The following is a 19,580-nucleotide window of genomic DNA, read 5'->3' on the forward strand; positions in this document are numbered from 1 at the left end:
AGGAATTATGGCACGATACCGCAAGTCAAGGATGTGGGCGCCGCAGGACTTTTTCGAGTGCGAGGGCCGCGGTCTGCAATGGCTCGGCGAGGCGCAGGCGCAGGGCGGCCCCCGCGTGGTGGACGTCTACGAATGGGGCAAGGATTTTCTCGACATCGAACGCGTATCCCCCTGCTCCCCCACGGCCAAGGCGGCCCACGATTTCGGCGCGGCCCTGGCGCGGATGCATGACGCTGGGACGGACCACTTCGGCTCGGCTCCGGCCGGATATGACGGCACCTGCTATTTCGGGCCGCTGCAGGATCCGGTGCCGATGGCGACCGGCGCGTGGGATGACCCGATCACCTATTTCGCGCAGGGGCGGCTGGTCCCGATGGTCGAACTGGGCATGCGTCGCGGAGAGCTGACCCAGGCCGACATGGACCTGACGAACCGCGTCATCGACGCGATGCCCGACCTTCTGGGGCGTGCGGCGCAGGACAAGCCGGCACGAGTGCACGGTGACCTGTGGAGCGGCAACGTGATGTGGGCCGACGACCGAGGCTCGTGCGAGGCCGTGCTGATCGACCCGGCCGCACACGGCGGTCACCGCGAGGAGGATCTCGCGATGCTGCACCTGTTCGGCATGAGCTATCTGACCGAGATCATGGACGGTTACCAGAGCGTGCATCCGCTGAGGGCCGGATGGCAGGAGCGCACGACGCTGTGGCAACTGTATCCGATCGCCGGGCACTGCGTGTTCTTCGGCGGCGGGTACATCAGCGAATACCGTTCCATGTGCCGCTCGCTGCTCAAGTAGCAGGAGCCCGCAACAAGAGGCATATGTACGGGAAAGGGCTTTCAGACCAGAGTGTCTGAAAGCCCTTTTCAATGCCGAAGCCGCTGATCGGCGCGAATGACGAGCGCTGCCGAGCATGGACGGGCATAGCCGAATTCAGCTCAGCGCGTCCTTCAACTTACTGAAAAACCCCTTGCGCTGGCTGCCGGTGGCGGGGTGCGAGCTCTGCGCGACGTGCGCCGCCGAGGCGTCGTGGCTGGCCGCGAACTGCTCGATGAGCGAACGCTCCGAGTCGGTCAGCTTGGTCGGGATGTGCACGTTGACATGGGCGACGAGATCGCCGCGCTCGCCGGATTGGCGCAGCTTGGTGACGCCCAGGTTCTTCAGGACAATCGTCTCCTCGGGCTGGCATCCGGCCGGCACGGTCACCTTCTGCTTGCCGTCGAAGGTGTCGATCTCCATGTCGTGACCCAATGCGGCCCAGCTCATCGGCACCTGAATCCAGCAATGCAGGTCGTCGCCGCTGCGGGTGAAGCACTTGTCGGCCTTGATGCGCACGTCGACGTACAAGTCGCCGGCCGCGCCGCCGCCTTCACCGACCTCGCCCTGATGGGCGAGGCGTATGCGCGATTCGTCCGCGATGCCAGCGGGAACCGAGATCCCCACCTCGCGCGATGTCCGTACGCGGCCGTGCCCCATGCAGGACGGGCAGGGGTCGGAGATCACCGTTCCGTGCCCCTCGCACCGCTCGCAGGGCGCGGAGGTCATCATCTGGCCGAGCATCGTGCGCACGACCTTCTGCCGGAACCCCTGGCCGTGGCAGTCCGGGCAGGTGGTGGGCTGAGAACCGTTGGCGGTGCCCGAGCCCCCGCACTGCTGGCACAGACCGAAAGTATTGATCTTGATGTGCGTGGTGCCGCCGAAGACCGCCGTCTTGAGATCGATGGTGGCGCTCGCCAGCGCGTCGCGGCCCGGCTGGGTGCGGGGAACGGGGCCCTGCGAGCCGCCGCTGAACGCTCCTCCGAAGAACTGGCCGAAGATGTCGGACATGTCACCCATGCCGAATCCCGATGCGCCGCCGAATCCGCCCGCATTGGGGTCGTTGGGGTCCACGCCGGAATCGTACATGCGGCGCTTGTCGGGGTCGGAGAGCACCGCGTAGGCGTTGTTCACTTCCTTGAACTTGTCTTCGTATTCGGGGCCGGCGATATCGGGATGATACTTGCGGCTCATCTTGCGATACGCTTTTTTGATCTCATCGTCGCTGGCCGACTTGTCGACGCCCAGCACCTCGTAGTAATCTGCCACTGCTCGTTCTTTCTTGTTGGTGTTCGGGGAGCTATTGTGCCATAAGGCTCAGTCAGTTGCCGTCGCCGTCATCGTACGACGATATCGCACGGGTCAGGTACCGGGCCACGGCACGTACGGCGGCTATGGTCGCGGCATAGTCCATGTGCGTCGGTCCGATGGAGCCGACGAAGGCCACCGGCCCGCTGGATTCGCCCGATCCGCCCGACCCGCCGTCGAGAGATGGCATCGTGACGCTATCGCCATCGTCCATTTTGCCGGGCTCCGCGTCGGCGTCATCCGTTATGCGGGGCTCCCCCGCCATGCCGTTCTGAGCCGTATTGGCATGCGTCGCGCCGCCAAGCGCGGATCCACCGCCGTCTTCATGTCCCGCGTCCGATTCCGCCGGTTCCGCCCGGGATGCCAGCGAGTTTCCGTAGCCGCTGGTGACCACCGAAGCATGCAGCAGTTCCGGCGTGTGCGTCTCCGAACCGATGGCTACACCGACCCCATAGGCGTCGGTGTCCTCCGAAAGCGCGCTCATGAGTTTCATCAGCACGATCTGCTCCTCCAGCGCGTCGAACAGCGGCGCCATGTCGGCGATGTCACGCCGATGGGCCAGGTGCGACGCGCCGGCCATATACAGTTCACTGGACCTTTCGTTGTCTCCCATCGCCTCGAACACCTGCGCAAGCCCTTCAAGCAGCGCAACGGATTCCCGCCGCGACGACTTGAGGGAACGGACCCGTTCGGCAGCCTGCGCGAAGGTGAGCCCGAGGCAGGCTCCGTTCACGACGGATCCCACGTCGGCGAGCGTGATATCCGTCGGCTGGGGCGACAGGGCGAGCGTATGCTGTGCGACGTTGCCGGCGTCGGTGATGACCACGATCAGCAGCAACGTGGATGAGACGGGGACGATCTGCACGCGCAGCACCTTCGCCTTGGCCGGGGACGGGGAGGCGACCACGGCCACCTGACCGGTTATGTGGGAAAGCAGTCTGGCCGCGCGCTGCAACGTGTCCTGCAGGCTGACGGATCCGGACAGGAACGCCGCGATTCCCTTGCGCTGCGCGTCGGAGAGGGGGACGACGGTGGACAGGCGGTCCACGAAGTACCGGTAGCCCTTCTCCGTCGGGATGCGGCCCGAGGACGTGTGGGGCTGGATGAGATACCCCTCTTCCTCGAGGGACGCCATGTCGTTGCGGATGGTCGCCGAGCTGACGCCGAGGTCGTGCTTCTTCGTCAGAGCGGCCGATCCTATCGGCTCCTGGGATCGAATGTAATCCTCCACGATGGCGCGAAGCACCACCATGCGTCGTGGTTGCGCCATGTCTCCTCCTGTCCTTCCCCGGCATTCACGCCTTCACGGCTTTCCCGTATTCACGACACGCCCGACACTCCCGGAGTGGGGTCGGTCGAACGATGACGTACCCAGTATTAGCACTCTTTGCCCTTGAGTGCTAACGCGTTCGTTATCAGATGATTTCATGACGCAGCCGCCGGCATGAGTCAGTCACAAGTTGTGAGCGCTAACATAACAAAATCTACCAAAACACGCCAAAATCGAACCATTAAGTCTGTTCACAACGTTAGTATGGGATTGCAATGTGAGGGCATGCATGGCGCGGCATAAGCCGAAATGCGTGGTGCCCGAAGTATTGGAAGGAAAGTACATCCATGACCGAATTCAAGGAGACCGAGCTGGACGAGCGCGCCATCAACATGGCCAAGGTCCTGTCGGCCGACGCGGTTGAGAAGGCTGGAAGCGGCCACCCCGGTTCCCCCGTCTCCCTGGCGCCCGTCGCCTACACCCTCTACCAGCATTTCATCAAGCATGATCCGAACGACCCCAACTGGGAAGGCCGCGATCGCTTCATCCTTTCTGGTGGCCACGCTTCGCTCACCCAGTACGTCCAGCTGTACTTCTCCGGCTACGGCGTCACTCTGGACGACCTCAAGCACTTCCGCGGCGGCGCGGACACCCGCACCCCGGGCCACCCCGAGTACGGTCTGACCCCAGGCATCGAAATGACCACCGGCCCGCTGGGTCAGGGCTTTGCCTCCGCCATCGGCTTCGCCTACGGCGAACGCTTCCAGCGCGGCCTGCTCGACCCGGAGACCCCGAAGGAAGAGTCCCCGTTCTACCACAAGATCTGGGCCATCTGCGGTGAAGGCGACATCGAGGAAGGTATCTCCGGCGAAGCCGCCGCTCTTGCCGCCAACCAGAAGCTCGGCAACATCACCGTAATCTTCGATGCCAACCGCATCCAGATCGAAGGCGACACCAACCTGGTGCTGGCCGAGGACGTGCTCAAGCGCTTCCAGGCCTACGGCTGGTACACCGACGAATTCAGCTTCATCCAGCCCGACGGCTCCTACAAGGAGGACATCGAGGGTCTGGCCGAGGTCATCGCCAAGGCCGAGAAGGCCGCGCCTGACCAGCCGAAGCTCATCAAGGTCCACTCCCTGATCGCATGGCCGACCCCGGGCAAGACCAACGACCCGTCCTCCCATGGCTCCAAGCTGGGCGCCGAAGCCGTCGCCGGCCTCAAGAAGCTGCTCGGCTACGACCCCGAAGAGTCCTTCCACGTCGACGAGGAAGCCCTCGCCCACGCCCGCAAGGTCGCCGAGCGCGGTCTGGAAGCCCACAAGGAATGGGACGAGAAGTTCGACGCCTGGCGCAAGGCCAACCCGGACAAGGCCGCCCTGTACGACCGTCTGAAGGCCGGCGAGCTGCCGAAAGGCTTCGACAAGGCCCTCGACGATCTTGAGGCCACCTTCGAGGTCGGCAAGAAGGTCGCCACCCGTGGCGCCTCCGGCTCCGTCCTCAACGCCATCGCGGCCGTCATGCCGGAACTGTGGGGCGGCTCCGCCGACCTCGGCGGCTCCAACAAGACCGACCTCAAGGGCGCCGCCACCTTCGCTCCTGCGGAGTGCGCCACCAAGCAGTGGCCGGTCTGCAACGAGTTCGGACGTCAGCTGCACTTCGGCGTGCGCGAGTTCACGATGGGCTGCATCACCAACGGCATCCTGCTGGGCTCCCACACCCGTCCGTTCGGCGGCACCTTCTTCATGTTCTCCGACTACGAGCGCTCCGCCGTCCGTCTGGCCGCCCTCATGGAGATCCCGAACCTGTACGTGTGGACGCACGACTCCGTCGCCGTCGGTGAGGACGGCCCGACCCACCAGCCGGTCGAGCACCTTGCCTCCTTCCGCGCCATCCCGCAGCTTGAGGTCATCCGCCCGGCTGACGCCTTCGAGACCGCCGAGGCCTACCGCTACTTCTTCGAGAAGAAGAACACGCTGCCCGGCGCCATGGTGCTGACCCGTCAGGGCGTCCCGGTGCTCGCCGAGACCGCCGCCAAGGCCAAGGACGGCGTGCGCAAGGGCGCTTACGTCCTGGTCGACACCGAGGGCACCCCGGACGTCATCCTCATGGCTTCCGGCTCCGAGGTCCAGTGGGCCGTCGACGCCGCGAAGACCCTGGCCGGTGAGGGCGTCAAGGCTCGCGTCGTGTCCGTGCCGTCCATGGAATGGTTCGAGGAGCAGGACGCCGAGTACAAGGAAGCCGTGCTTCCCGCTTCCGTCAAGGCCCGCGTGTCCGTCGAGGCCGGCGTGGCGATGCCGTGGTACAAGTACCTCGGCTCCTACGGCAAGCCCGTCTCCATCGAGCAGTTCGGTCTGCAGGGCGATGGCGCGCAGAACATGATCGACCTCGGCATCACCGCCGAGCACGTGGTCGAGGCCGCCAAGGCGTCCATCGCGGAAGCCGAAGCCGCCAAGTGATCCATCGGGAGCCGCCCGCCGAGGCGAATACGCGGCTGGCGGCTCCCTCCCGGTCGGCACGGCCGACAAGCCCCTCGCGGGAGGGGCGCCATTGAAGATTTGTTCCATTACGGAATCAAAGGAGAAAACAATATGACTGAAGCAACTCAGCGCACGTCCGACAACGGCGTCTCGATCTGGCTGGACGACCTGTCCCGCACCCGTATCGAGTCCGGCTCCCTGCAGGAGCTCATCAAGGACAAGAACGTCGTCGGTGTGACCACCAACCCGTCCATCTTCCAGAAGGCACTGAGCCAGGTCGGCCCGTACGACGCCCAGCTCAAGGAACTCGGCAAGGTCGACGTCGAGACCGCCGTGCGCGAGCTCACCACCACCGATGTGCGCAACGCCACCGACATCTTCCGCGAGATCGCCGAGGCCACCGACTTCGTCGACGGCCGTGTCTCCATCGAGGTCGACCCGCGTCTGGCCCACGACACCGAGAACACCGAGAAGCAGGCCGTCGAGCTGTGGGAGAAGGTCAACCGCCCGAACGCGATGATCAAGATCCCGGCGACCCTGGAAGGCCTGCCGGCCATCACCGCCACCCTCGCCAAGGGCATCTCCGTCAACGTCACCCTGATCTTCTCGCTGGAGCGCTACGAGCAGGTCATCGACGCCTACATCGAGGGCATCGCCCAGGCTGCCGCCAACGGCCACGACCTGAAGCACATCGGCTCCGTCGCCTCCTTCTTCGTCTCCCGCGTGGACACCGCGGTCGACAAGCTGCTTGAAGCCAACGGCTCCGATGAGGCCAAGGCCCTTGAGGGCAAGGCCGCTGTCGCCAACGCCCGCCTCGCCTACGAGCTCTTTGAGAAGAAGTTCGCCGCCGATCCTCGCTGGGCTGACCTGGCCGCCAAGGGCGCCAAGGTCCAGCGTCCGCTGTGGGCCTCCACCGGCACCAAGAACGCCGCCTACTCCGACTGCAAGTACGTCGACGAGCTCGTTGCCAAGCACATCGTCAACACGATGCCCGAGAAGACCCTGAACGCTCTGGCCGATCACGGCAACGGCGCTCCGTCCATCGAGGGCACCTACGAGGAGTCCCACGCCGTCATCGACAAGCTGGCCGAGCTGGGCATCAACCTCAAGGACGTCACCGACAAGCTGGAGGCCGACGGTGTCGCCGCCTTCATCAAGTCCTGGGATTCCGTGCTGGCCGACGTGCAGTCCGGCATCGACCGCGTGAACGCCTGAGACCGACCGGTCAAGCGTGACATACGCCTGACCACATAATCGTGAGAAGCCCCCGACCCGATAACGGCCGAGGGCTTTTCACGTGATACACTGCTAGACCGCACACGAACGCCATATCGAAACCGGGAAAGGCCGTGAATGACGCCCCTTCGTGTATCATGCCGAAGGGGATTTCTCTCGCCGCGAACATGCGCCAGCGCATCACTCAAGCAGAAACTACAAACAGAAGGACCGTCAACCACATGAACTTGCATCTGGCAGAGGCAGGACGCACGCTGATTCCCCGCAAGGATGACGAATACGGACTGCTCTCCCCCGCCATGGTGCTGATGACGTTCATCGCCGGTCTGGTCGATGCACTGAGCTACCTGGCCTTGGGACATGTGTTCGTGGCGAACGTCACCGGCAACATCGTCTTCCTTGGCTTCGCGCTCGCCCACGCACAGGGGTTCGTCTGGTGGACATCGGCGCTGACATTGGTGTGCTTCGCCTTCGGCGCGTTCATCGGAGGCCGCATCATACGCCGGTTCGGAGAACACCGGGCCCGCCATCTGCTGATCTCGTCGATCGTGCAGGCCGCGTTCATCCTCGCCGCGCTGATCGGACTGTACCTGCTGAACCACTATTCCGCGGAACCGGCTCTGGGCATGGGCAGTATGCGGGCGTCATCGCAGCCGAGCCTCAACTTCCCCACCGCCCGCCACATCGACGTCCATCATCTGATGCTGATCGTGCTGATCGCCCCCGCGATGGGCATCCAGAACTCCACTGCCCGGCGGCTCGCGGTGCCCGACCTGCCGACGACCGTGCTGACGATGACCGTGACCGGCATCGTCGCCGACACATCCGCCCACGGCCATGAGATGTCAAAACTCGGCCGGCGCGCCGTCGCCGTATTGGCCATGTTTCTCGGAGCGCTGACGGGCGCGGCGCTACAGTCGAAAGGACATGAGGACATCATCCTCATGGTCGCCCTGGCTTGTCTGCTGGCCGTGATCGGCATGATGCTCGCGCACGCGCATTCCACGGCGGCATGGGCGACCGCCCGCCACTGACCTATTCCCCAACGCACAGCAATGTGTTAAACTGCGCTGCCATGGGCTTATCACGGGTCGGGCCACCCGACGCGGGTGGATTCATGCCGACCGCCGGGAACCGAGTCCGAAACAGGTGCCGAGAAGACAGGCGCCGAGCCGCCGCAACAGAAAGCAGTACCGTTATGGCAACGACTCCCATACCAACAGACATCAACACCGCCGCATCCGGCGGTCGGCGCCGTCTCCCGTTCTCCGGACGCCTCGTCATGGCGTTCACGTTCTTCTCGATGTTCTTTGGTGCGGGCAACCTCATCTTTCCCCCGTTCGTTGGGGCGCAGGCGGGCGCTGCCACCGTTCCCGCCATCATCGGGTTCATCGTCTCGGCGGTCGGCCTTCCGATTCTCGGCGTGCTCGCCGTCACGTTCGCGGGTGGCTTCGACGAGCTCGCCCGCCGTGTGTCCCCGGCGTTCGCCTCGCTGCTTGGCGTGGCGATCATGCTCACCATCGGCCCGTGCTTCGCCATCCCACGCACGGCGACCACGTCATACGAGATGATGGTGGCGCCATTCCTGCCCTCCCGCACTGGATGGGGCGGCTGGACGACGCAGCTGGCGTACTCACTGGTGTTCTTCGCCGTGGCTTTCCTGCTGGCCCAGCATCCCGAGAAACTGTCGGCCGTGTTGGGACGGTTCATGGGGCCGCTGCTGTTGGCGTTCATCGCAGTGCTGTTCATAGCCTGCCTGGCGCATGGTGCGGTAACACCGACGCAACCGACAGGCGATTATGCGGTGCATCAGGCGTCCCGGGGCTTCCTGGACGGCTATCAAACCATGGATCTGCTAGCTGCTTTGTACTTCGGCATCGTGATTTCGGCGAACGTCCGCGCCATGCATGTCACCGACAACACGCTTATTCGTCGGGAGACCGCGTACGCCGGTCTCGGCACCGGGATCCTGCTGATCGTGATCTATGCGGTGCTCGGCTATGTGGGTGTCGTGTCCGGGAGCATTGCCTCGGTCAATCCAGCGACCGATACAGGCGCGACCGTACTCACCAATCTCACGGCCTCGTTGTTCGGCACGTTCGGCATGGTATTTTTGGGCATCGTGTTCGTCATCGCCTGTCTGAATGTCTGCACGGGTCTGATCTGCACGTGCGCCACATACTTCCACACGCGATTCGCCACCGTCGCCGGTCGCCGCGTGAGCTATCGCGCATGGCAGGCACTGTTCACCGTGTTCAGTTTCGTGGTGTCCAACGCCGGACTCAGCATGATCATCAAGGTGTCCGTGCCCGTGCTCGCCGCATTGTATCCGATTGCCATCGTGTTGGTGACGCTCGCATTGACCCATCGAATCCTCGCCGTTCATTTCCCGCGCGTGTACTTCTGGATGGTACTGCTGGTGGCCATCGTGTCATTCGCCACATGTCTGGCGAGCATCGTCACGGTATTCGGCGGCTCCCTGCCATGGCTAGAGGCCATATTGAACATGCTGCCGCTGCAGCAATTTCAACTGGGATGGATCATTCCGGCGCTGGCAGGCTTGCTCATCGGCGTGCTTGACAGTGCTGCACATTCGTCGTTCAAACGATGACCGACTGATTCGAGGGCTATCTTCGTTTCGAGGGGTTGATTGAGGCTCGCTCAGACATCTAACTGCGTTTCGAGGGGTTGGTGCCCGAGTATAAACACCATGGGAATCGCATGATTCCAATGCTGAACACCCCGATATACTCCGGGTACCGCATTCAGGCAACCCCTTGAAACGCAGATAGATGTTCCGGGACGCCGGAATCAACCCCTCGAAATCGAGATAGGAGATGGAACGGGCTAATGAGGCGCGTAGGACGACTGGGGTGGTCATCACAAACTACGCTACGGCGTCCGACACTCCTTGAAGGCCGTGTCATCGTATCGCCGGATACCTTGGGTCAGATTAGAGAGCTGGTAGGTTCCATCGTCCGTTTTGGCGAGCAGGACAATGATCTTGGTCTCCGCACCATATTTCGCGATGAAATCGTCCTTGGCCCCCGCTCCTTCGCATCCAAGATTGACGGTGACCGTGATATCACTACCTTCCACAGACCCCTTGAGACGCGTCCAGATTTCAGCGTCATGTCATACAGATCCTGTTGGTCGCCATCGGCTTGCTTCATCCTGTCAATCGTGGCAACGGTGACTACATCCGATGCAGCGACGGCATCGCTGAGATTGCCGTACTGCACGCCGGCGTCACAGGCCACGGAAACGACCCGACCGCCGCATCCGGCAAAAACCAGTATCATGGCTAAGACCGCCAGTATTGCCGGAACCCGCATCCTCGTCTGATGATATGAACGCATCGTCATCATGTCTCCTTCGACATCAAGCCGGTGCTCGCCCGGTCCGGGCGCTCCCGTCTCCTTCCTATGACACCATTGCACGAACATGCCCCCCCCAATGAGCATTGGCAGCCGGCAATACGGCGGGCGCCGCCTCACCGGTTCTTGGCATCATCCGCGATCCTGCCCCGTGTCAGCGAACGGTAGGTGACGTAGAACAGGATGCCCGCGACGATGCCGGAAGTCGCGTCGGAGATCGGCTCGGCGAGGAAGATGCCGGTCACTCCGATCCAGTGAGGCAGTGTCAGGGCGAGCGGCACCAGCATGATGATCTTGCGGAAGATCGCCAGGAACACGGACTGCTTGGCCTGCCCCATGCCGACGAGGGTGCACTGCGCGCCCATCTGGATGCCGAACACGCCCCATCCGGCGACGAAGACCGGCATCATGCGGGTCACGATGCCGATGACTTCCGGCGACGACGTGAACCATGCGGCGAACACGCTTGGGAATGCGGCAAGAAGCGACACCAGCACCGTGGCCGAAGTGGTCTGCGCGATGAATGCCACGCGGATGGCCTGCCGCACGCGATCCATGCGCCGGGCACCGAAGTTGAACCCGATGATCGGCTGGATGCCCTGCTGGAAACCGTTGGTCAGCACACTGACCACCTGCATGAGCGAGGTGATGATGGTCATCGACGTGACATAGTCGTCACCGCCGTATCGTTGCAGCCCGACGTTGAACACCACGTTGATGAGGCATTCGGTGATCTGCATGATGAACGGCGCCAACCCGAGGGTCAGGATCGGCACGATGACTCGATTGAAGCGGATGTTGGACGGTCTCAACCGGATGGCGCTGCGCCCGGAGGCGAGGAACAGGATGATCCACACCGATGAGATCAACTGGGCGATCACGTTCGCGACGGCCGCGCCCTTTACGCCCCAGCCGAGCACGAAGATGAACACCGGGTCGAGGATGATGCTGGTGCCGGTGCCGATCAGCACCGAGGTCATCGCGACGGTGGTCTTGCCCTGCGCGGAGATGAAGTTGTTGAGTCCGAGTGTGAGCTGCACGAACACTGTGCCGACCAGGTAGATGGTGATGAAGTCGACCGCATATCCGATGTTGGCGTCGCTGGCTCCGAAAGCGCGCAGCACCGGCTCCTTCGTCGCCTGCAGGATGACGGTGAGCGTCAGGGCGATGGCCACGAGGAACGCCGCGCTGGTGCCCAGGATGCGTTCGGCCTTCTTGAAATTGCCGCGACCCAGTTCGATGGACGCCCTCGGCGCGCCGCCCGCGCCGATCAGCGACGCGAACGCGGTGACGGCCAGCAGGATCGGGAAGCAGATGCCGACGCCGGTCATCGCGGCATCGCCGACCTCGGGGATATGCCCGATGAACAGTCGGTCGATGATGGTGTATGAGGCGTTCGCCGCCTGCGCGACGATGGTCGGAACCGACATCGTCAGGGCGAGCCGCGCGACCGGTTTCGTGCCGAGCCCGGAGCTGTCCGCCGTCATGCCAGCAGATGCCGTTCGATCCATTGCGCGACGCCGTCATCGTTGTTGGGCGGGCAGATCTCGTCGGCGATCTTGATGACCTCGGGGTTCGCGTTGGCGACCGCCACTCCCGTTTCCGATGTCGTCATCATGCCGATGTCGATAAGGTCATCGCCGAAACTGACGGTACCGTCGAGCCGCACGTCCATGCGTTCGCACAGCGTCTTCAACGCCTGCCGCTTGTTCGCCAGCGGATTCATCAGCATCCACATCGAGCCTTCGGAGATCGCCACGTCGAAATCGGGCGGAACCAGCGTCTTCAGATGTGCCCATTGCTCCGACTTGGGGAAGATAATGATCTTGTCGGCGATACCGTCGGGGACGTCGGTGAAATCGGTGAATTGCCAAGTCTGTGTCTTCCAGTACACGCTCACGTCGAAGTTCGTGTAGCGCACGTCATCCATGACGATGCCGAGGCTGAGGCCGGGTATCTCGTCGAGCAGATACCGGCACACCTCGCAGGCCCGTGCGGAGGAGAAGCCGACCTTCAGCAGATGCCCGTCGGAGGGGAGCCGCCCCGAGGTGAGCAGATCGTAATCGGAACGTTCGGGCGCGAAATCAATCAGGGCACCGTTGAGATAAATGTACGCGTCGACCGGCAACTTACCCGCGTACTCGAAGCCGGTGCTCACCGGCCGGGCGGTCGCCACCGCGAACCGGTAACCGGCATCGTGCATGCGTTTGACTGTGTCAATGCTGCGCTGCGTGATAAACCGCTCCTCGAAGGTGGGGGCGTCATGCAGCAGCGTGCCGTCGAGGTCGGTGACGATGAGTCGCTGTTCAGGGTTGGTCATGGCGTTTCTCCGTAAAGCCTGTCAGGGGGGGGGGGAAAAAGAATCATGCCGGTCTGCGGCTACAGCAGCCCTTCGCAGTAGGAGCGGACCAGCTCCGCGGAATGATGCAGCTTGGCGAGCTCGTCGTCGGCAAGTTCCAGCTCGACAATCTCGTTGGCGCCGTTGGCACGCAGCTCGGTCGGCACGCCGAGGAACACGTCGCGTTCGCCGTATTCGCCGTCGAGCAGGGTCGATACCGGCACGATGCGGCGTTCGTCCCAAAGGATGGTCTGCACGATGCCGGCCACCGTCGAGGCGATGCCGAAGTTCGTGCCGCCCTTCGCCGCGACAATCTCGTTGCCTCGCGTACGGGTCTTCTCTTCGATCTCATGCGTGGAGACGGATGAGAATCGGTCGGCGTTGTCGCTCAGGAATCGCGTGAACGGCTTGCCGCCGAGCGAGACGGTCGACCATGCGGTGAACTGCGAATCGCCGTGCTCGCCCATCACGAAACCGCCGACGTTGCGCGGGTCCAGCCCGGTCTCCTCACCGATGATGGTCTTGAGACGCGAGGTGTCCAGCGCGGTTCCCGTGCCCAGCACCTGGGTGCGCGGCAGGCCGGAGCGTTTCCACGCGTACCATGCCATGACATCGACCGGGTTGGAGACCATGACGATGACGCCGTTGAACCCGGATGCCATGACCCGGTCGACCACGTCGCCGACGAGTCCGATGGTGAAGCCGAGTTCGTCGAGTCGGGTTGAGTTGGCCGGTGGCTTGCGTCCGACGGTGATGACGACGATGTCGGCGTCCTTGCAGTCACCGTAGTCACCGTTGCGCACCTTGACGTGCCGGTCCTGGAATTCGCTGCCGTCATCGAGATCATGGCTTTCGCCGAGCGCCTTGCCGGCGGAATGATCGATGAGTACGAGCTCGTTGCACAGACCATGGGTGACGATGGCGAACGCCGCGGTGGATCCGACCTGCCCGGTGCCGACGATGACGACTTTGTTCCTGTTCATGGTGACCATGTCAGATGCTCCTCAAACGATATCCGATAAACGTTGCCCAATGAAATGAGCCATGATCAAGTGACCATGGCTCAACGTGCTGCATACAGTGCTTCAGCGAATCGCGCTCACACCAAGTTGAATTTTGTCATCAGACCGAGGGCGATGATGATGGCGACCCAGACCAGTGCGATGAAGATGGTCCAGCGGTTCAGGTTCTTCTCCGCGACACCAGACGTGCCGGCGTTCTGGGTCAGGCCACCGCCGAACATATCGGACAGACCGCCGCCCTTGCCCTTGTGCATGAGGATGAGCAGCGTCAGCAGGATGGACGCGATGACGACGATGATCTCAAGAACGATCTTCAGAATATGCACGGGGAAACCTCCATTAAACGTACTGTGTCATAGCATAGCGCAGGGCATTGAAAAACGTGCGGATATGCGCATGTTTCCCTATCGACGTGTCGCCTTGAGTGTCAACCGGGCGATCTTCGCCAATTCGTCGGGGTCGAGCGACGCGCCGCCGATCAGGAATCCGTCGACATCCGGCTCGCCGATCAGATGCGTCGCGTTCTTGGACGACACCGATCCGCCGTATAGGATGCGCACAGTATCGGCGACGGCGGGGCCGAACATCTCGCCGAGGTCGTCGCGGATGGCTTTGGCGGCCTGCTGGGCGGTGTCCGGAGTGGCGACCATGCCGGTGCCGATCGCCCAGACCGGCTCGTACGCGATGATGAGCTTCGCGGCCTCCTTGTCGGAAAGGTCACGGGTCACGTCATGCACCTGTCCGACGGCGAAGTCGAGCTCGATGCCCTGGCGGCGTTCCTCGAAGCTTTCTCCGACACATAGTATCGGCTGCATGCCGGCCGCCAATACGGCACGCACCTGATCGACGATGTTGACGTCGTCTTCGGGATGGTACTTGCGGCGTTCGGAATGCCCGACGATGACGTACGAGCAGCCGAGGTGCGCGATCATGTCAGCGGAGACATCGCCGGTGAACGCACCCTGTGTGGTCACCGACACGGCCTGCGCACCGTAGCGGATCTTGAGCTTGTCGGCTTCGACCAGCACCTGGACGCTGCGCAGCGACGTGAACGACGGCATCAGGGCTATTTCGCAGCGGGAGTAGTCGAAGCGTGCGTCACGAAGCAGCCATACGAGTTTCTGCACGAAATACGTGGCCTCAAGATGGTCGAGGTTCATCTTCCAATTGCCCGCGAGCAGCGGGATGCGTGACGCCATTGATGTCCTTTCCGTATGGAGCGGCTCCCCGGCGTCAAGCGCCCGGGGAGCCGAATTGCGGGTGAAGATCAGTCGAGGACCTTCAGCCCCGGCAGCTCCTTGCCCTCAAGGAACTCAAGGGAGGCGCCGCCACCGGTGGAGATGTGCGAGAAGCCGTCCTCCGGGAAGCCGAGGTTGCGCACGGCGGAGGCGGAGTCGCCACCACCGACGATGGTGAATGCGCCGGCCGCGGTCGCGTCGACGAGGCCCTGCGCCACGGCCTTGGTGCCGGCGGCGAACTCGGGAACCTCGAACACGCCCATCGGGCCGTTCCACACGACGGTCTTGGAGTCGACGATCTTGTCGTGGAAGAGCTTCTGGGAATCCGGGCCGATGTCCAGGCCCATCTTGTCGGCCGGGATGGCATCGGCGGCAACGACCTCCGGGGCGACCGGGGTGTCACCGGCCGGGAAGCCGGCGTTGACGACCACGTCGGTCGGCAGCACGAGCTCGACGCCGTTCTTCTCGGCGGTAGCGATGTAGCCCTTGACCTTGTCGAGCTGGTCCTCTTCGAGCAGGGAGGTGCCGACCTCGTAGCCCTTGGCCTTGAGGAAGGTGAACACCATGCCGCCGCCGATGACCAGGCGGTTGGCCTTGTCGAGCAGGTTCTCGATCACGCCGAGCTTGTCGGAGACCTTGGAACCGCCGAGCACGACGGTGAACGGGCGCTCCGGGTTCTCGGTGGCCTTGGACAGGGCCTTGACTTCCTTCTCGACCAGCTTGCCCGCGGCGGCCGGCAGATCGGCGGCCACATCGTAGTCGGAGCCCTGGGCGCGATGGACCACGCCGAAGCCGTCGGAGACGAAGACCTCGCCGAGGGCGGCGATCTTCTTGGCGTACGGGGCGCGCACGGTGGGATCCTTGCTGGTCTCCTCCGGGTTGAAGCGAACGTTCTCCAGCAGCACCACGTCGCCGTCGTTCATCGCGGCGACCTTGGCCTGGGCGTCCTCGCCGTAGGTGTCCTTGGCCAGCGGGACCTCGACGCCGAGCAGCTCGCCCAGACGCTTGGCGACCGGGGCCAGAGACAGCTCAGGGACGACCTTGCCCTTCGGACGGCCGAGGTGGGCCATCAGGATGACCTTGGCGCCTTCTTCGCGAAGCGCCGTGATAGTCGGCAGCGCGGCCTTGATACGGCCATCATCGGTAATCGTGGTGCCGTCCAGCGGGACGTTGAAATCGGCGCGCATCAGAACGCGCTTGCCCTTGAGATCTCCGAGATCCTTGAGTGTCTTCATGTGTATCCTTTCCTATCCGCATATGCGAGGAATGGCCGGTTTTAGCCAATTCGAATATTACAAGCGGCACGGAACAAAACACCGCGCCCATAGCGAACATGGACGCGGTGCATGACGGGATTTGATTCCGGCGCTTATCAGGAGCAGAGGGACGCCGTCAGCGTCCGACGGACGCGCCGGACTGTTCCCGGTCGCGGGTCTTCGCGGTCTTGTCGGCGAGCTGCAGCAGACGGCGGATGCGGCCTGCGATGGCATCCTTGGTGATGGGCGGGTCGGCGAGACGTCCGAGTTCCTCAAGGCTCGCATCCCCGTGCTCAAGGCGCAGCTGGCCCGCGGCACGAAGGTTTTCGGGGATGTCGTCGCCGAGAATCTCGAATGCGCGGCGCACTTTCTCGCTGGCTTCGGCAGCGGCCTTCGCGCTGCGGCGCATGTTGGCGTCGTCGAAGTTCGCCAGACGGTTCGCCTTGCCCCGTGCCTCGCCGTCGGTGCGCTTGCCTGTCCACTCCCTTGCTGAGTGCGGGGCGCCCATGAGGATGAGCATGCGCTCGATGGCGTCGGGGTCCTTGAGCGTGATACGCTCCGAACTGCGCAGCTGTCGGGGCTTCGCCGTGATGCCGAGCCTGCGTGCGGCGCCCGAAAGCGCGAGGGCGGCCTCGTTCGACGGGCAGATGATTTCAAGGAAGCCGGCTTTGCCCGGGTCGGAAAGAGCGCCATGAGCCAGGAAGGCTCCACGCCATGCGGCCTTCACCTGAGCGATGTTGCCGCTGATGATATCCGCGGGAAGTCCACGCACCAGACGCTTGCGCCGATCGAGGAGGCCGGTCTGCAATGCCAACGCTGCACCGCCGCGCTCCACGTGGATCATGTATCGCTGCACCGTGGTGCCGTTGGGCGTCGAGCGAGAAACCTGGGTCATGACCGCCTCATGCCCATACAGATCCCTGATGGTGTCCTGAAGCCACTGGGCGGCCTTGAGCGAGTCAAACTGCGCTTGAACGATGATCTGGCGCTGTACCAGCCGCAGCCCGCCGCCGAAACGAATCATAGCGGTCGCCTGCGCCTTTTTCGCCGCAGGCAATTCGTTATCGATTGCGGCCAGCTCGCTTTTGACATCATCCAGAAGAGCCAAGAGCCAACCTCCTATGTCCTGTTTCTTCTCAATGTTTCCCCGGCCTGCTGGGTTCTGCTCCCTGCACTGCCACCGGCTTACTGTGATACCTAATCACTTGGACAAGAATACGCGATGCTGCCGGATTATGGAAACGAAATGTTTGCATAGTGGCTGCACGGTCTCGCTATGCGCGCGCCCGGTGCAGCTCGCGGGCCGATACGGTGACGGATATGCCGTGCGCGCGCAGCCGCCTCGCAAGTTCCTCGCTCATGACGACGGAACGATGCTGACCGCCCGTGCATCCGATGGCGATGGTCACGAAATGCTTGTCCTCGTGAGCGTAGCCTTCCAACGCCACGAGGATGGCCCGCTCGTATGCGTCCAGGAAATCGCCCGCGCCCGGACTTGACAGCACGTAATCGCTGACGGGCTTGTCTTGCCCGTTGAGCTCTCGCAGCGTCGGCACCCAGAATGGGTTCGGCAGGAACCGCACGTCCGCCACGAAATCGGCGTCCATCGGCAGCCCGTATTTGAATCCGAAGCTGAAGATGTGCACGGCCACCGTGGACGGGCCGGAGCCGAGCATCGCCTCGTATAGTTTGGTCGACAGCTGGTGGATGCTCAGCGAGGACGTGTCGATGACCATGTCGGCCCGTTCCTTGAGGTTGGCCAGCAGGCTGCGCTCCTCAAGGATGCCGTCGATCAGACGGTTTCCACGCTGCAGGGGATGGGGCCTGCGCACCGACTCGTACCGCTTGATGAGCACTTCGTCGCTGGCGTCAAGGAACAGGATGCGGGCGCGCACCCCCAGGTCGTCGAGATGGCTGAGCACGGCTGACAGGTCGTCGAAATACTCGCGCGAACGCACGTCGATGACGGCCGCGAGCTTGTGCACGCCGTCCTTGCCGGCATTGGTCATCATGTCGACCAGCGGGACCAGTAGTTTCGGCGGCAGATTGTCGACGACGTACCATCCCATGTCCTCCACGCAGTCGGCGGCATGGGAGCGACCGGCGCCGGACATGCCCGTGATGAGCAGGACCTCGAAGTCGTCCGCGGGCTCCGGCCTGTTCCCGCCCGCCGGCGGCACGGGCGCGCCGGCCGGGCTCATGGTTGCGTGATCGTTCATTACAGTGCCTCCTCAAGGGCATGTCGCATCGCGGGTTCCAGCACATCCGTCAGGGAGCTGTCGGCCGTGTCCGCGCCGGTCATGAGGATGACCTGCAGGATGGCCTGCCACAGCAGCATCTCCTCGCCGCCGATCGCCAGCCCTCCCTTGGCCCTCCATGCGCGGATCAATGCGCTGGGGCGGGGGTCGTAGACCACGTCGAGCAGGATGCCACGTGGCCGGAAGGAGTCGTCGTTCCCGATGGCTTCGGCGACCGCGTCGGCGGCGTGGCCGGGAATCGTGCTGATGACGATGTCCGCGTCCCGCAGGGTGTCTGCCGATGCGTCGATCGTCTTCTCCTCGTATGCGATGGCGTCGCCCTCGCCGATGATGTCCGGCAGCTGCCGGTTCTTGCCCGGGTGGCGCGCCGCCACAGTGATGCGTTTGTTCGTCTGCCCGTTCTTCAGCATGACCGTGCATGCGGCGACGGCCGAGGCCGCGGTGTTGCCGTTGCCGATGACGGCGGCGGAGGTTGCGCTCTTCCAACGGTCAGGCTCCCCGAGGGCCTTGAGCTCATGGTCGAAGGCGAGCACGATGCCCATGACGTCGGTGTTGTAGAGGCGGATCGCCGGCAGCGAGCCCGTTGCGGAGGCGCCGTCGGGGGTGGCACCGGGGGTGATGCCAGGTTCGGCGGGCCAGTCGAAAATCGCGGTATTGGCGACTTTGAGACGCTGCGCCCACATATTGGACGGAGTGCCATAGGGCTGAATGGTTTTCTTGAGCGGCATGGTCAGGCTCAGACCGCGCCAGGTCGGATCAAGCCCTTTGAGAAATCCGTCGAGATCGCTTTCGCCGACCTCGTGCCGCTCGTACGCCCAGTCATCCAGCCCGAGCGCCTTGTATGCGGCATTGTGCAGCACCGGCGACAACGAATGGGCTATCGGCTTGCCGAGCACGGCGCAACGATGTGCAATCACGGTCATACCCCTCCTTGCTCACTGCCTATATCATTCACTGCCACCATCGTACCGTAAATGTTCTTA

At 63.4% G+C, this 19,580-nt stretch carries 17 protein-coding genes; 5 read left to right on the plus strand and 12 right to left on the minus strand.

The features are described 5' to 3' along the window. Window positions 1–7: 7 nt before the first annotated feature. A complete protein-coding gene (locus MMB49_RS05065; RefSeq protein WP_047272218.1) occupies window positions 8–799 on the plus strand; it encodes a fructosamine kinase family protein in 792 nt (263 codons plus the stop codon). Between the two features lie 135 nt (window positions 800–934). On the opposite strand, the gene dnaJ is transcribed toward MMB49_RS05065, so the two are convergent. Together dnaJ and hrcA are read right to left on the minus strand one after the other, a co-directional pair. Then, entirely contained in the window at window positions 935–2,086 is a 1,152-nt protein-coding gene (gene dnaJ / locus MMB49_RS05070; protein WP_047272220.1) for a molecular chaperone DnaJ, read from the minus strand. A 52-nt stretch (window positions 2,087–2,138) separates the two neighbouring features. After that, complete coding sequence (hrcA, locus tag MMB49_RS05075) at window positions 2,139–3,395, minus strand: heat-inducible transcriptional repressor HrcA (RefSeq protein ID WP_047272222.1); 1,257 nt, start codon at window positions 3,393–3,395, stop codon at window positions 2,139–2,141. Between the two features lie 347 nt (window positions 3,396–3,742). Here hrcA and tkt point away from each other — a divergent pair, with 347 nt between their 5' ends. The 4 genes from tkt to brnQ all read left to right on the plus strand — a co-directional run bounded on the left by tkt (window position 3,743) and on the right by brnQ (window position 9,719). Beyond that, window positions 3,743–5,851, plus strand: coding sequence for a transketolase (tkt, locus tag MMB49_RS05080; RefSeq protein ID WP_047272224.1), 2,109 nt, complete (start codon window positions 3,743–3,745; stop codon window positions 5,849–5,851). A gap of 132 nt (window positions 5,852–5,983) precedes the next feature. Then, window positions 5,984–7,087 carry a transaldolase gene (tal, locus tag MMB49_RS05085; RefSeq protein ID WP_003813255.1) on the plus strand — a complete coding sequence of 368 codons (1,104 nt, stop codon included), beginning with the start codon at window positions 5,984–5,986 and terminating at the stop codon, window positions 7,085–7,087. Between the two features lie 242 nt (window positions 7,088–7,329). Beyond that, the gene (locus MMB49_RS05090) at window positions 7,330–8,142 is read left to right on the plus strand and encodes a YoaK family protein (protein WP_047272226.1); all 813 of its coding nucleotides are present in this window, start codon (window positions 7,330–7,332) and stop codon (window positions 8,140–8,142) included. Window positions 8,143–8,306: 164 nt separating this feature from the next. Next, the gene (gene brnQ / locus MMB49_RS05095) at window positions 8,307–9,719 is read left to right on the plus strand and encodes a branched-chain amino acid transport system II carrier protein (RefSeq protein ID WP_047272228.1); all 1,413 of its coding nucleotides are present in this window, start codon (window positions 8,307–8,309) and stop codon (window positions 9,717–9,719) included. Window positions 9,720–10,000: 281 nt separating this feature from the next. Here the strand turns inward: brnQ and MMB49_RS05100 are convergent, their stop codons facing one another. The 10 genes from MMB49_RS05100 to MMB49_RS05145 form a co-directional block, all read right to left on the minus strand. After that, window positions 10,001–10,207 carry a hypothetical protein gene (locus MMB49_RS05100; RefSeq protein ID WP_047272230.1) on the minus strand — a complete coding sequence of 69 codons (207 nt, stop codon included), beginning with the start codon at window positions 10,205–10,207 and terminating at the stop codon, window positions 10,001–10,003. A 394-nt stretch (window positions 10,208–10,601) separates the two neighbouring features. After that, window positions 10,602–11,972 carry an MATE family efflux transporter gene (locus MMB49_RS05105; RefSeq protein ID WP_047272232.1) on the minus strand — a complete coding sequence of 457 codons (1,371 nt, stop codon included), beginning with the start codon at window positions 11,970–11,972 and terminating at the stop codon, window positions 10,602–10,604. After that, the gene (locus tag MMB49_RS05110; RefSeq protein WP_003817489.1) at window positions 11,969–12,805 is read right to left on the minus strand and encodes an HAD family hydrolase; all 837 of its coding nucleotides are present in this window, start codon (window positions 12,803–12,805) and stop codon (window positions 11,969–11,971) included. Before MMB49_RS05110 ends, MMB49_RS05105 begins: the two co-directional genes overlap by 4 nt. A 59-nt stretch (window positions 12,806–12,864) precedes the next feature. Further along, window positions 12,865–13,815, minus strand: coding sequence for an L-lactate dehydrogenase (locus MMB49_RS05115; protein ID WP_022173794.1), 951 nt, complete (start codon window positions 13,813–13,815; stop codon window positions 12,865–12,867). Between the two features lie 107 nt (window positions 13,816–13,922). Beyond that, entirely contained in the window at window positions 13,923–14,171 is a 249-nt protein-coding gene (secG, locus tag MMB49_RS05120) for a preprotein translocase subunit SecG (RefSeq protein WP_003813271.1), read from the minus strand. Between the two features lie 78 nt (window positions 14,172–14,249). After that, entirely contained in the window at window positions 14,250–15,044 is a 795-nt protein-coding gene (gene tpiA, locus MMB49_RS05125; protein ID WP_003813273.1) for a triose-phosphate isomerase, read from the minus strand. A gap of 68 nt (window positions 15,045–15,112) precedes the next feature. Then, a complete protein-coding gene (locus MMB49_RS05130; RefSeq protein ID WP_047272234.1) occupies window positions 15,113–16,318 on the minus strand; it encodes a phosphoglycerate kinase in 1,206 nt (401 codons plus the stop codon). A 157-nt stretch (window positions 16,319–16,475) separates the two neighbouring features. After that, complete coding sequence (gene whiA, locus MMB49_RS05135; protein ID WP_047272236.1) at window positions 16,476–17,447, minus strand: DNA-binding protein WhiA; 972 nt, start codon at window positions 17,445–17,447, stop codon at window positions 16,476–16,478. 166 nt (window positions 17,448–17,613) lie between these two features. Further along, on the minus strand, window positions 17,614–18,558 hold the full coding sequence (gene rapZ / locus MMB49_RS05140) for an RNase adapter RapZ (RefSeq protein WP_003813279.1): 945 nt from the start codon (window positions 18,556–18,558) through the stop codon (window positions 17,614–17,616). Further along, window positions 18,558–19,520 carry a shikimate dehydrogenase family protein gene (locus MMB49_RS05145; RefSeq protein ID WP_013389953.1) on the minus strand — a complete coding sequence of 321 codons (963 nt, stop codon included), beginning with the start codon at window positions 19,518–19,520 and terminating at the stop codon, window positions 18,558–18,560. Before MMB49_RS05145 ends, rapZ begins: the two co-directional genes overlap by 1 nt. Window positions 19,521–19,580 lie beyond the last annotated feature (60 nt).

This window comes from Bifidobacterium sp. SKU (genome assembly GCF_026016405.1).
In the GTDB taxonomy this organism is placed as follows: Bacteria; Actinomycetota; Actinomycetes; order Actinomycetales; family Bifidobacteriaceae; genus Bifidobacterium; species Bifidobacterium bifidum.